Raw genomic sequence first — 12,663 nt, 5'->3', positions numbered from 1 at the left:
TGTTTATGTCAGCACTTAATTCATCATTAAAGAGAACGCTTAAAACACCATGAATTTAGCGTCTTTATTGGTTGCGGTAAGAGGCAAGATTTCTTAGTATACACAGTCTGAAATTAAGGCGTTTGTGAAGCTATAACACCATTATTACCGATCAACTTTTTGACTCCCGAGTATGAAATTTAATGTATCCAGCAGTGACTTAAACGCAGGCCTCTCAGCAGTTATTGGTGCTGTTCCAACAAAAGCGACGCTCCCCATTCTCGAAACTATTCTGTTCGAAAGTGAAGATGGCCGGCTGAAACTAACCGCTACCGATCTTGAGATTTCAATTGTAGAATACATAAGTGCTGACATTGAGGAAGAAGGAGCCGTTGCCATTCCTGCTAAGCGACTGCAGGAAACACTCCGTCAGCTGCCGAATATCCCTGTTTTATTTGAGGTTGATGAAAATCACAATGTGCAGTTTCGAACTGACAAAGGGAAATACAAGCTTGTTGGCGAAGACTTCGATGATTACCCGGAAATCCCGAATATGGACGAAGGTGTTAAGCTAAGTACCGACACCGACCTGATCGTGAATGCCATTCAGCGCACGATGTTTGCAGTTTCGACTGACGATCTTCGCCCCGCTATGATGGGGGTCTATTTCGACATTGGAACAGGCGGCAGTAAATTTGTTGCGACCGACGGTCATCGGCTGGTCCGGTTTGTAAATTCAAACCTTACGTCCGAAACACCACTCAATTTCATTGTTCCCGAAAAAGCACTCAACCTGGTCTCCAAAGCGCTTGATGATGCCGATTGCGATCTGACTATTTCTGACGATCACGTTCAGTTCAAGAGCGGCAACACTATTATCATCACGCGGTTGATTAACGAGCAGTATCCTAACTATGAATCGGTGATACCACGTGACAACGATAAGATTTTGCGCATCGATAAAGACCAGATGCTCTCTACCGTAAAACGGGTTGCTGTTTTCTCGAGCACAACCACGCGCCAAATTCGCCTTCAACTCGGTCCCGACAAAATCACAATCCGCGCCGAGGATATCGACATGAGCAGTGAAGCAAAGGAAACAATCAGCTGCGAATATGATGCCGGTGAAATGGAGATCGGATTTAACGCAAAATATCTCGCTGATATCCTCAGCAACGTCGACGGCGACGAAGCCACATTTGAATTCTCTACTCCTAACCGGGCCGGTATCGTAAAACCGTCTGATGAAGAGGAAGAGGAAGAAATGCTGATGCTCGTCATGCCCGTGATGTTGAACAGCTATGCCTGATTAATGCCTTCACTCATAACTCTTACAACAGATTTTGGTGTTAAGGATCACTATGTAGGAGTTCTGAAAGCCGTGCTGCTCTCAATCGCTCCTGATACGCGTCTTGTCGATATTTCTCACCAGATACCGCCCCAGGATATTATGGCCGGCGCCTGGGTCGTGCGAAATTCTGCTATGCTCTTTCCGCCCGGGAGTGTCCACCTTGTCGTGGTTGATCCCGGTGTGGGAACACAGCGAAAGCCAATCGCGATAAAAATTGAAGACCAATATTTTGTCGGGCCCGATAACGGAACCTTCTCATTAATCGCTGACCAGTACGATTACAAAGGTATTGAACTGACGAACTCCAAATTCTGGCGACCAAATCCATCCCAAACTTTTCATGGGCGTGATATTTTCGCGCCAGTTGCGGCACATCTTGCAAATGGCGTTGATTTTTCCGAGCTCGGCCAACCCATTGAAAAACTCGAAACATATCGCTGGGCCGTACCCATTTCCGATAAAGATGGCGTGCAGGGCTGGATCGTCCATATCGATCATTTTGGGAACCTCATATCCAACATCCCGGAGTCTATGATCCGCGAAGCCGGCGCGGGATCCGATCTTAAAATCTATGTGGGTAATACTATCTTCGACACTATTGTGAATACATTCGGCGATGTTCCCGATGGTGAGCCGGCTGCATATATTGGCAGTTCCGGGGTGTTAGAAATTGCCATCAACAAAGGCGACGCCCGGGAAATGCTCGGTGTAGAAAAAGGCGCTCAGATCTCGATTGTAGTGCAAAAATAGCTCTCATCAATTAATTAAGAATTTGATTTTCCAAAAGAGCATCATTCCGCGCTTCCAGATGAGTTAGGAGATCACCATCCGTTGTTAGTGGTAACCACTAATTTTTCCAAGAAATCTTGCACTACAAAGATTTAACATAGTTTTGCTGGCAACACCTTTTTGTTGGTAATAGGATAAAAATCCCATCTCGAGAGGGGAAAAGTTTAAAGGAAACGGCAACGCCGGATGAGTGTAACGAGGGGTGTGTTTATGAAGGCAACGAACATTAATTTAAGCACATTAACAACACTTTACCCAAGCTGTCACTTACAGAATTTTACGGATCTGAGCCCGGCATGACTACCTGCCTGACGCTACTGTAGACCCACGCTATTTTTCAACCCGTTTCGCTTACAAGGATTCGGCAGTAAATATCAATCAGAACTCCTGTAACACCTTTTCTGTTTTGACGTACCTTCTAACACTTGTCAATATCTAAATCTGAATCATGGATCTTAAACTACGCGCGCCAGACAGCGATCAACACTCGATACTTCTACCCGGCCAGGTATCAGATCTTTCAAGCCGTTACACCGGAACGCTCTCCTCGGGAAAGGGACGGGAATATAAAATTGAAGGCAATATCGCTGATTTGATGAGTAACGGACATGACTACTCCATTGCAAATTGGAGCAACCACCTGAGCGTAACGGCCGCTGTTTACGAAGATGTCTGGCGAAACCGGTCACTGGATATACTTACAGGCGAATCATTTCCAATCGAGAAAGAAAAAGAACTCCTGGTCGACTGGCTGGAACCCATCAAAGACAAACTCTACCTTGATGTGGGCTGCTCAACCGCGCTCTATGCGCGAACGGTAAAACAGGCCGAAAAAAAATCCGTTGCGGTGGCGATCGACATATCTGAGGCTATGCTTAAAGAGGCACGAAAAAAAGCATCAAATGAAGATTGCGACCTGTTCCTGATTCGTGCCGATGCGCGAACCATGCCGTTTTATGCAGGCATGTTCGACGGGCTGATGATGGGCGGCACGCTGAATGAGCTCACCGATGAGCTGAAAGCACTGTACGAATGCCGGCGTGTTATCAAGAAGGGAGGCACTTTTTTTATGATGCACCTTCTCAAAGCCGACTCCATCGCTGGAAAACTCTTGCAGGGGCCGGCCGGATGGGGGGGCGTGAAATTCTGGACTCTTAAACAAAGCAACGAATTGTTTGAACGTGCTGGCTTTAAAGTAGCCGACCAATTTAACGTTGGTATCGTCTGTTTTTCAAAACTGATTGCTGTTTGAGTGATTAGTTTATGAGGTAAATGGTTGATTGGTTATTGGGTCAAATACTGCAATGGCACTTCTTAATCGAAGAATGACAACTAAAAAATCAGGATTGTCTTTCGATTCATTTTCTAAGGATAATTCAGTTATGAAGAGACAAATGATTTATAGATTTTACTCTTTCTTTTCGAATAACCACTTTTCGCCTTGATAGATTTTGATCTACTGACCACAATCGATGCTCTCGGCACGTTTGCCTTTGCTGTTTCAGGTGCCACTGCGGCTATTCGAAGCCGCTACGATATCTTTGGAATATTGGTCCTCGCATTTGTTACAGCGATTAGCGGCGGCACTCTTCGTGATCTGCTGATCGGCAATACGCCTGTCAACTGGCTTACGGATACCATCACAATTTGGTCTGCTTTAACGGGGTTTGGTTTCGCTCTTATCTTCTACAGAAGAATAACTAAATGGGAGGGCTGGCTCTTCTATTTTGACGCCGTTGGCCTGGGACTCTTTACAGTCACCGGTACCCAAATTGCCCTTAATTCAGGAATGAGTGTCGGAATTTCCGTTGCCCTTGGAACCGTCACCGGCTGTTTCGGCGGGGTGATCCGCGATGTGCTGGCCGCCATCAAACCGCTGATATTCAGAAAAGAGATTTACGCATCTGCTGCGGTGTTGGGCGGAGTCGTTTTTGCTGCTACACAATTTCTTTCCGGCTCCCTGGTCACGGCCCAGCTTGCAGGTATTTTAAGCACGCCCCTCTTTCGCATCATTGCCGTTCGGTTTCATCTTGAGCTGCCGAAGCTGTACAGCAGCACAAACTGATTTTCACTCACCGGTAAACAGCTGCAACACCTGCTGCCATTCACCTGTCCACGGGGCTGTCATTTCATAATGGCCGGCGTCGGTTTGAAGGATAAGCTCCGATGTACCGCCTGAATCAGTGACGGCTATCGAAAACTCGCGACCAAGAAACGCCGGGACAGGACGATCGAACGCAGCGACCACCTCGTAATGTGTTGCGGAAAATGGAAGCAGTTTCGCGGGAGACGTATTGCTGTAGGCGCCATCACCACGTTCGTCAAGCGAGACCAGTTTCTCTACTGTTTGATCGCCGCACGGTGATGAACCAAATTCTGCATACTTCTCCAGGTCATTTATACCCGCCAGTGAAATCACTTTACCAACAGGTAGCGGATGTTCATCATAAAGATCGCTATCCGGACTGATATTTTTCCGGGCGGCAAGCCATGTTGCGAGATGCCCCCCGGCGGAGTGTCCCGCGGCAATCACATTGCTCAAATCCAGGTTGTATTTATCAGATATTTCAGCCAGGTAATCTGCTGCGTTTGCCACATCCAGAAATGTACCTGGGTATCCCCCGCCATCGTGACCAAGCCGGCGATACTCCATATTCCAGACGGCAAATCCCTGTTCCGACAGCGCTTCCGCCATCGGATGTGTGAGCGCCACTCCGGGATACATCCCCAGCCAGCAGCCACCGTGAATCAGCACGACAACCGGATACGGGCCGGAGCCATGGTCATCAGGCAGCCACAGGTCGGCAAACTGAAGCGAATCGGGGCCCACCTGAATTCTCTCATATGAATGGGTAACATCTGCGCTTAGTAAATCCCGCCAGTTAACAAGGTCCTGGCCATGAAGGTCGGCAGAACCAAAAACAATCAAACAGAAAAAAAGTGCTTTTAGCATTTTAGTAATTTTATAAATTTGACGTGAACTCTTGGGGCGCATAATGTTTTATTATAATGATCTTAAAACGCTAATAGAACTTGAAATTATGGGAGCAGAAATAAAAACACCAGAGAACGGAATAAAAACTTCATTGACGGAGAGATCCGATGTTTTGGATCATTTTTTTGATGTACGATCTTTTACAATGGAACTTGTGGAGCCTTTAAAAACGGAAGATTTCATTATTCAAATTGTGGAACACGCCAGCCCTGCAAAATGGCATCTGGCTCATACAAGTTGGTTTTTTGAGGCATTTTTTCTCGAAAAGGCAATGGATGATTATAAAACAAAACATCCCAAATATGGATATCTCTTTAATTCATACTATTTGCAAACAGGCGAACCGCACTGCCGAAATAAACGAGGCAATCTTTCCCGTCCAACTGTACAGGAAGTGCTCGATTACAGGAAATATGTAAACGAACACGTGCAGGACTTTTTAGAAACTTGCAGCGAAGAGGAGTTTGAGAAATGGCGATCCGTTATTGAAGTCGGTCTCAATCACGAGCAGCAGCACCAGGAGCTTTTAGTCACTGATCTAAAAATTATGTTTGGCCAAAATCCGCTTCATCCTGTGTACACAGCAGAAAAACGGCCGTCGGCTGATCCCCAGCCTGAGTTAACATGGCACTCTTATGATGAAGGAGTCTATGAAATTGGTCACCCCGGCGGAGAGTTCGGCTATGACAATGAGTTCCCACGCCACAAAACATACATTCATGATTTTCAGCTCGCCAACCGGCTTATTACTAATGGAGAGTATCTTGAATTTATGAACGATGGAGGATATAAAGATCCAAAATTCTGGCTTGATGAAGGCTATGCCACAGTTGTTGACGATGAATGGAATGCACCGCTTTACTGGAAAAAACAAGACGGCAACTGGCATCATTTTACGCTAAACGGTCTGGAACCCATCGACATGAATGAGCCGGTTACCCACGTGAGCTATTTTGAAGCCGATGCCTATGCACGCTGGGCAGGCTGCCGCTTACCTACCGAGTTTGAGTGGGAACTGGCATCAGAACCGCTGCCGCTGGAAGGCAATTTTGTAGATAAAAAATATTTCCATCCTGCCCCGGCTCAACCATCAAAACCGGGGTTGCAACAAATGTTCGGCGACGCCTGGCAGTGGACCCGGAGTTCCTATGCCGCCTATCCCGGCTATGAAACATTCCCGGGTGCACTGGGCGAATATAACGGCAAGTTTATGTGCAATCAATATGTATTGAGAGGCGGATCATGCGCCACGTCTAAATCACACTACCGGAAGACCTACCGGAATTTCTTTCATGCGAAATTCAGGTGGCAGTTTACCAGTATTCGTCTTGCTAAATAGAGATGATTTTCGCAGTGAAAAATGTGCCAAATCAAATGCTTTATAAACAAAAAGTTTTAGTATGAAAGACATCGTAGTGAGTGACAAAGTATCAGAGTTCAACCGTGACGTTCTGGAAGGGCTGACAAGCGGCCAAAAATATTTGCCCAGTAAATATTTTTATAATGAAAGAGGCTCTGATCTTTTTGAACAAATTTGCGGATTGGACGAGTACTATCCCACCGACAGTGAAGTCAGTATTATGCAGCACGAGATCGACGAGATCACAGAATACATTGATGACCACGTTCAGCTGATTGAACTTGGCAGTGGGAGCAGTATGAAAACCCGCCTGTTGCTGGATCACTGCAAAGACCTCGAGATGTATGTTCCGGTGGATATATCCGAAACTTTTCTGAATGAAACCGCAAGAAAGCTCCAGGCTGATTATCCCGACCTCGATATTAGGCCTGTTGCAGCCGATTACACGACTCCCTTTGACGTCCCTGAATCGGACGCCATCAAAAAAAGAGTTGTCTACTTTCCGGGATCCACAATCGGAAATTTCACCCGCGGACGGGCGTCGGTTTTTCTCGAAACGGTGGGTGAAAACGTTTCGCCCGGCGACGGCTTACTTATTGGTGTAGATTCAAAAAAAGATGTGGGTGTGTTGGAAGCCGCTTACAACGACAGCAAAGGAATTACAGCTGAATTCAACAAAAATATCCTTGTCCGGATTAACAGGGAATTGGACGCCAACTTTGATTTAGATCATTTCCAGCATCGCGCTTTTTATAATGTCCGGGAAGGCCGTATCGAGATGCATCTTGAAAGCCTGAAAAATCAAGCCGTCTACATCAACGGTAATCGAATATCATTCGAAAAAGGTGAAACTATTCACACCGAAAACTCTCACAAATACACGGTTGAAGAGTTTGAGGATATCGCCGGAAACTATTTCGAGCGCAAAAAAACCTGGACTGATGATCGGGAGTATTTTAGCGTGCATTATTTTGAGCGGGTTTAATAGCTCATTTGAGAAGGTTCGGAAATCGGAAATCGGAACGTCTTACAAATCGGAAATCAATAGCACCTTAGTTCATCCATCAATATGTTAAAAACTTAGAGATATGCGATTTGTGAGATTTGCGATGTCCGATATTCGATTGGGTGTCCTTTGCCTAGTTATCAGTAAATATTAGATCGGAAATCAATAGCGTATTCTTGCTCGCTAATCACCTTTCAAGGACATGGGATTTACCATGACCGATGAATTAATTAGATTTTTTCTGTAAGGCTTGATAAAAATATTGCTCATATAACTGAACAATAATTTCATTAAGGAAAAAAATGGATAGAATTGAACTTGAAGAAAGGCTCATTGATTTTGCAGTTTTAACTGCTGATATAATTAATGAGATGCCGAACAATAAATTTGCTAACAATCTTGCGAACCAACTTGCACGCTCCTGTACTTCCCTGCGTTAAATTATGGAGAAACTCAAAGTGCTATTTCAAAAAGGGATTTTATTAACAAGATGAACATCGTGTTGAGAGAATTACGAGAATCCCTTACATGTCTGACCATTATTAAACGATTATTAAACGATCCCGTTCTTGCTCATTAAAATTAGCAATGGAAAAAGCGATAATTGAGTGTGATGAACTAGTCTCGATATTTTATAGAAGCGTAGAAACAGCCTCCAGAAATTAAAAATTAAAACCATCAGTCCCAATTGGATTTTATATTCGTATCTAAACATCGGAAATCGGAAATCGCAACGTCTTACAAATCGGAAATCAATAGTACCTTAGTTCATCCATCAATATGTTAAAAACTTAGAGATCTGCGATTTGTAAGATTTGCGATGGCCGATATTCGATTTTCGATTTTATCACTCCCACATACTTCTTTGATTCCCATGAGCGGGCATGCCGTTGTTATCGGTGAGCATGCGGGCGGTATGGAGCAGGTTCCATGTCATGAAGGTGGTGTTACGATTTGTGAAGTCGTTTTCGGGCCCTCCGGATCCTTCATCGGCGTAAGATTTACCGGGCCCTACTTCACCAATCCATCCTGCATCAGCCTGGGGCGGTATTGTGTAGCCAATGTGCTGAAGTCCGTAGAGTACACTCATGGAACAATGTTTCACGCCGTCCTCATTGCCAGTGACGATGCATCCGCCGGTTCTGCCGTAATAGGAATACTGCCCGTGCTCATTAGTTTTCCCTGAATAGCTGTAGAGCCGCTCTGTCACCATGGTTGCCACAGAGGATTTTTCGCCAAGCCAGATCGGTGTACCAATGATTAGAATATCGGCATCCATCACCTTCTTTTGAATTTGTGGCCACTCATCCTTTTCCCAGCCATGCTCGCTCATATCAGGATACACGCCAAAGGCAACATCATAATCCACCGGACGCAGCATGTCGGTTTCGACGTCCACAGCATTCATGATTTTTTGGGAGAGCTGCATGAGTTGTTCAGTATGAGATAGCTCGGGTGTTTTTTTGAGAGTGCAGTTCAGAAATAGTGCCTTCAGATCTGAAAAATCGTATGGGTTCTCTTCAATCCACTTTTTCTGTATATCGTTAAGCGCATGCTCCATTCGTTGGCCTGTTTAGGTTCCTGTTATCAGATGCGTTAACATACTTTTTTAAACACTGGAGTGTGTAAAAAAATGATCACGTTTTTTGGATTGAGTTTGAACGTATATCTGCTTAAAAGTATTCATGTAAATGAATAACAAACACCAACTTAAAACACAATTATTATGCCAGTACGAATTGGAGAAGCGGTATGGAAAGGAGATTTAAAGAAAGGCAGCGGATCGCTTAAGGTTGAAAGCGGCACATTTGAAGCCGACTACAATTTTGCATCACGGTTTGAAACCGGCAGCAAAACAAATCCAGAGGAGCTGATTGGAGCAGCACATGCAGCATGCTTTTCGATGGCTCTCTCGAATGAGCTGGCGAGTGCAGGTCACGATCCACATTCAGTTGAAACTAAAGCTGAAGTAACACTTGACCTGAGCGGCGATGATCCGGAAATAACCCATATAAAACTTGTTTCTGAGGCGCACGTTCCCGGAATCGACAAAGATACATTTATGGAAATTGCCAATGGAGCAAAAGAAGGCTGCCCGGTATCGAAGGTATTGGCCGGCGCAAAGATTACGCTAGATATAGAGCTAAAAAGCTAACCAAAGCTCCGGTATCTGACGGATTGCCTCAAACAATCCGATAATTTGTGTAATACCTAAGCCACTCTTAATCGGAGTGGCTTTTTTTATTGATTAACGTTTTACCCTAAATCTACCGCGCCAGCTTCGCGTTTGAAAATGTTGATTAAAGAGAGAAAATCACGAATCTGTGTTCTGTATAACGTTTCTCTAACACGCACAACTCCATGTACTTACGAATCGTTGAGGGAATAAATCAACAATTATTCACCTATGCTGCAAAATTTTCAAAAGCCAACTGCGAGTTTATTCTCTCTCATTATACTCACCCTTTTATTTACCTGGCCCACGCACGCTCAAATCTGTAGCTGTGCCGGCGCCCCTTTGCTGGGCACGCAAAGTTCGGGGGCTTCCGAGGCCGGAAATGTACTGATTGGTGTCACCTATGAATTTAATCAAATTACCAATCTGTATACCGGTTCTGAACAGATCACAAACGACAGCGCTAATCGAAATACCCAGTCTGCCCTGATCGAAATCAACTACGGGATAACCGACCGCCTATCGGCCTCCGGCACATTCTCATACGTGCGTAAACAGAGAACAAGCGGCATAGGAACTCCGGGGGAGACGCAAACATCCACCACAGCAGGTATTGGCGATGGAATAGCTCTGCTAAGATATACCTTACTGCCACAGTCGCTTTGGAACAGATATTACATAGCTGCTGGCGGTGGTGTAAAAGCACCTATTGGCAGCACTACTCTAAACAACCCCAATGGTCGCCGGTTTAATGCAGATATGCAGCCGGGCACAGTAGCCACGGATGGCGTACTCTGGAGTAACCTGGGCTTAAATTTTTTACCGATAAGTACCATTAATCTTTCATTGACAAACAGTTATCGCCTTACAGGAACAAACGAGCGATTTGTGGAAGGAGATGACTACCGGTTCGGAAATGAATTTATAAGCATCCTGGGTTTAAGTGATACAATTACGGATCGTATCTCTTATAAACTTAAAGCCCGATACCGGTCTACTTCCTCTGATGAACGCAACGACAACGTTCTGCCTAACACCGGCGGCAAGTGGATCACTCTTATTCCCGATCTCTACATTACCACCTCCGACCAGACCTCAATAAAGTTATCCGGCCAAATTCCGCTTTACCACGAGCTCAACGGCTTACAGCCGTCTACAACGTATGCTGTGTCCGCGTCCTTTTTTATAAACATCAACAGTTCACAAAACACCTTCATCCATGCAAATAACTAACCTTGTACATAAATCATACACTAATATCGTGTTTTTATTCGCGGCTATTTCACTGACAATCACCGGCTGTAATGTGTCCAACTCCTCAGGATCCGGAGGCCTTGAGGTTGATGAGTGGCTCATCAATGAAAATGAAGTTATGGATGGCGGGCCGGGAATCGATGGCATTCCCTCTATCGAAAACCCGAATTTTGCGACCGCATCCGATATCACTGATTTCCAGGACAGCCGCAGAGTCGCTGCGCTAAGAATCGATGATGAACTCAGAGCCTATCCGCATCAAATAATGGACCAGCACGAAATTGTAAATCACCAGGTTGATAGGCGATCGGTGACTTTGTCGTTTTGCCCGCTCACGGGAACATCAATAGGCATCGACAGGCAGCAAACCGGCGGCGGTTTTGAATTTGGAGTATCCGGCCTGCTGTTCCGGAATAACCTGATTATGTATGATCGTGAAACCAGAAGCACGTGGTCGCAAATGCAGCTCAGAAGTGTTGGAGGGGAATTTTCAGGTACAGATGCAGAAACCATCCTGGTGATTGAAACAACCTGGGGACAGTGGAAAGAGATGTATCCCGATTCTGACGCAATGACGAAGAATACAGGATTCGATAATAATTATGACATCTTCGTATATGGCAGCGATTATACCACAAACGACAGCAGCATTCTATTTCCGATCCGGAACGAGGATAACAGGCTGCAGCGAAAAGACCGTGTTCACGCACTGCTGCCGGCCGGCGCAAATGAAGAGTCTGACGTAAAAGCGTATCCACTAAGTGGTTTTGAAACAGGTATGACAATCATAAAAGATCAGTTTATGGGAGAGAGTTTTGTATTGGTGGGAAGCCACGAGATTGATCTCGTAAGCTCATTTAAACTTGTAACACAGTTTGAGAACAACCTTGAGCTTGAACCGGTTAATGGTCAGCTGCCTATTGTAATGAGAGATCAGCACGGAAACGGATGGGACATTTTCGGCTACGCTCTCGAAGGTCCCAACGCCGGTGAGAGATTGACTGCCGCCCGCGGATACACCGGGTACTGGTTTGCACTGTCTGATTTCTACCCTGGTATTGAGCTTTACCAGGAAGGAGAGTAATATCTTGAAAAGGGCGCTGCAAAACCCTCTTTAAACGCCTCCGGTGGCTGAATCTTTTAATGATTGATTAAATCACGATTGGCCCCGGACTTTATTATCTGCCGCCTTCAAACTCCTCAAACGGCACTTCATGGAATCGATCGGAGTTGACATATGCCAGCAACCGCTGAAGCTCTTCAATACCGATAAATCCGACCTGCCTTCCCAGCTCTTTCCCTGATGAATCAAAGAAAATTGTAGTTGGGGTACCCGAAACATTCATTTCCCTGGCAAAATCTCGTTCTGTCATTTCATTCCCATTGAAGAGGATAGGTTTTTTTGAATCCAGGTCGATCATAACGGGATGATAGTCAGCGCTGAGTTTATCACGGATTCGCTGATTCGATTACATTTTGAAGCATCCTCTTGCAGATGCCGCACCATTCTGCTTCAACAAACACGAAGAGAGGCTTGCCGTCTTCCATTGATTTTTGCTGAGCCTCCTCCATCGTTAACCAGGATAAAGTAGCGGGGGTATTGGCATGAAATGCAAAACCCATTGTTATACCAGAGATTGATACTGCAATGCAGATAAGGGATAAGATCTTCAATGTTCTCATATCGGGTGCTTTATTTACTGCAAACTTACTCATCCAGGCGCTAAATGATTGTTTCATTTGTATCACTCTT

At 45.2% G+C, this 12,663-nt stretch carries 14 protein-coding genes; 10 read left to right on the top strand and 4 right to left on the bottom strand.

Translation table 11 applies throughout. The annotated features are described in order from the left end of the window. Positions 1-172: 172 nt before the first annotated feature. From dnaN to AABW11_RS03320, 4 genes are all read left to right on the top strand, one after another. Complete coding sequence (gene dnaN, locus AABW11_RS03335) at positions 173-1,288, top strand: DNA polymerase III subunit beta (protein ID WP_340103353.1); 1,116 nt, start codon at positions 173-175, stop codon at positions 1,286-1,288. Between the two features lie 3 nt (positions 1,289-1,291). Further along, positions 1,292-2,080, top strand: coding sequence for an SAM hydrolase/SAM-dependent halogenase family protein (locus tag AABW11_RS03330; RefSeq protein WP_340103352.1), 789 nt, complete (start codon positions 1,292-1,294; stop codon positions 2,078-2,080). A gap of 487 nt (positions 2,081-2,567) precedes the next feature. Beyond that, positions 2,568-3,371, top strand: coding sequence for a class I SAM-dependent methyltransferase (locus AABW11_RS03325; RefSeq protein WP_340103351.1), 804 nt, complete (start codon positions 2,568-2,570; stop codon positions 3,369-3,371). A gap of 189 nt (positions 3,372-3,560) precedes the next feature. Further along, positions 3,561-4,184: a trimeric intracellular cation channel family protein gene (locus tag AABW11_RS03320; protein ID WP_340103350.1), complete on the top strand. Its 624-nt coding sequence runs from the start codon at positions 3,561-3,563 to the stop codon at positions 4,182-4,184. Positions 4,185-4,187: 3 nt separating this feature from the next. On the opposite strand, the gene AABW11_RS03315 is transcribed toward AABW11_RS03320, so the two are convergent. Next, positions 4,188-5,072, bottom strand: coding sequence for an alpha/beta hydrolase (locus AABW11_RS03315; RefSeq protein ID WP_340103349.1), 885 nt, complete (start codon positions 5,070-5,072; stop codon positions 4,188-4,190). 43 nt (positions 5,073-5,115) lie between these two features. Between AABW11_RS03315 and egtB the strand changes: the two genes are divergently transcribed. The 3 genes from egtB to AABW11_RS20070 all read left to right on the top strand — a co-directional run bounded on the left by egtB (position 5,116) and on the right by AABW11_RS20070 (position 8,060). Continuing rightward, positions 5,116-6,453, top strand: coding sequence for an ergothioneine biosynthesis protein EgtB (egtB, locus tag AABW11_RS03310; protein ID WP_340103348.1), 1,338 nt, complete (start codon positions 5,116-5,118; stop codon positions 6,451-6,453). A gap of 61 nt (positions 6,454-6,514) precedes the next feature. Next, positions 6,515-7,459 (top strand): L-histidine N(alpha)-methyltransferase, encoded by a 945-nt coding sequence (gene egtD / locus AABW11_RS03305; RefSeq protein ID WP_340103347.1) that lies wholly within the window; start codon positions 6,515-6,517, stop codon positions 7,457-7,459. A gap of 442 nt (positions 7,460-7,901) precedes the next feature. Then, positions 7,902-8,060, top strand: coding sequence for a four helix bundle protein (locus tag AABW11_RS20070; protein ID WP_445263737.1), 159 nt, complete (start codon positions 7,902-7,904; stop codon positions 8,058-8,060). Between the two features lie 267 nt (positions 8,061-8,327). Here the strand turns inward: AABW11_RS20070 and AABW11_RS03300 are convergent, their stop codons facing one another. Next, positions 8,328-9,041, bottom strand: coding sequence for a flavodoxin family protein (locus tag AABW11_RS03300; RefSeq protein ID WP_340103346.1), 714 nt, complete (start codon positions 9,039-9,041; stop codon positions 8,328-8,330). 165 nt (positions 9,042-9,206) lie between these two features. On the opposite strand from AABW11_RS03300, the gene AABW11_RS03295 reads away from it, so the two are divergent. From AABW11_RS03295 to AABW11_RS03285, 3 genes are all read left to right on the top strand, one after another. After that, positions 9,207-9,635, top strand: a complete 429-nt coding sequence (locus AABW11_RS03295) for an OsmC family protein (protein ID WP_340103345.1) — start codon at positions 9,207-9,209, stop codon at positions 9,633-9,635. Positions 9,636-9,887: 252 nt separating this feature from the next. Continuing rightward, positions 9,888-10,889 carry a hypothetical protein gene (locus AABW11_RS03290; RefSeq protein WP_340103344.1) on the top strand — a complete coding sequence of 334 codons (1,002 nt, stop codon included), beginning with the start codon at positions 9,888-9,890 and terminating at the stop codon, positions 10,887-10,889. Further along, positions 10,876-11,994 (top strand): DUF3179 domain-containing protein, encoded by a 1,119-nt coding sequence (locus AABW11_RS03285; protein ID WP_340103343.1) that lies wholly within the window; start codon positions 10,876-10,878, stop codon positions 11,992-11,994. The genes AABW11_RS03290 and AABW11_RS03285 overlap by 14 nt, the downstream gene beginning before the upstream one ends. A 94-nt stretch (positions 11,995-12,088) precedes the next feature. Here the strand turns inward: AABW11_RS03285 and AABW11_RS03280 are convergent, their stop codons facing one another. Next, positions 12,089-12,331, bottom strand: a complete 243-nt coding sequence (locus AABW11_RS03280) for a thioredoxin family protein (RefSeq protein ID WP_340103342.1) — start codon at positions 12,329-12,331, stop codon at positions 12,089-12,091. A 28-nt stretch (positions 12,332-12,359) separates the two neighbouring features. Further along, positions 12,360-12,650 carry a thioredoxin family protein gene (locus AABW11_RS03275; protein WP_340103341.1) on the bottom strand — a complete coding sequence of 97 codons (291 nt, stop codon included), beginning with the start codon at positions 12,648-12,650 and terminating at the stop codon, positions 12,360-12,362. Positions 12,651-12,663: the final 13 nt, after the last annotated feature.

Origin of the sequence: Rhodohalobacter sp. 8-1 (assembly GCF_038150125.1) — a bacterium.
GTDB lineage: Bacteria > Bacteroidota > Rhodothermia > Balneolales > Balneolaceae > SW132.
Note: the sequence above shows the minus strand (reverse complement) of the source record. Positions and strands in the feature narration are given on the sequence as shown.

Bases quoted from the DNA above. Each gene is read 5' to 3' on its own strand.
- dnaN (WP_340103353.1), top strand. From the start codon at position 173: ATGAAATTTAATGTATCCAGCAGTGACTTAAACGCAGGCCTCTCAGCA.
- AABW11_RS03330 (WP_340103352.1), top strand. From the start codon at position 1,292: ATGCCTTCACTCATAACTCTTACAACAGATTTTGGTGTTAAGGATCAC.
- AABW11_RS03325 (WP_340103351.1), top strand. From the start codon at position 2,568: ATGGATCTTAAACTACGCGCGCCAGACAGCGATCAACACTCGATACTT.
- AABW11_RS03315 (WP_340103349.1), bottom strand. From the start codon at position 5,072: ATGCTAAAAGCACTTTTTTTCTGTTTGATTGTTTTTGGTTCTGCCGAC.
- egtB (WP_340103348.1), top strand. From the start codon at position 5,116: ATGTTTTATTATAATGATCTTAAAACGCTAATAGAACTTGAAATTATG.
- egtD (WP_340103347.1), top strand. From the start codon at position 6,515: ATGAAAGACATCGTAGTGAGTGACAAAGTATCAGAGTTCAACCGTGAC.
- AABW11_RS03300 (WP_340103346.1), bottom strand. From the start codon at position 9,041: ATGGAGCATGCGCTTAACGATATACAGAAAAAGTGGATTGAAGAGAAC.
- AABW11_RS03295 (WP_340103345.1), top strand. From the start codon at position 9,207: ATGCCAGTACGAATTGGAGAAGCGGTATGGAAAGGAGATTTAAAGAAA.
- AABW11_RS03290 (WP_340103344.1), top strand. From the start codon at position 9,888: ATGCTGCAAAATTTTCAAAAGCCAACTGCGAGTTTATTCTCTCTCATT.
- AABW11_RS03285 (WP_340103343.1), top strand. From the start codon at position 10,876: ATGCAAATAACTAACCTTGTACATAAATCATACACTAATATCGTGTTT.
- AABW11_RS03280 (WP_340103342.1), bottom strand. From the start codon at position 12,331: ATGATCGACCTGGATTCAAAAAAACCTATCCTCTTCAATGGGAATGAA.
- AABW11_RS03275 (WP_340103341.1), bottom strand. From the start codon at position 12,650: ATGAAACAATCATTTAGCGCCTGGATGAGTAAGTTTGCAGTAAATAAA.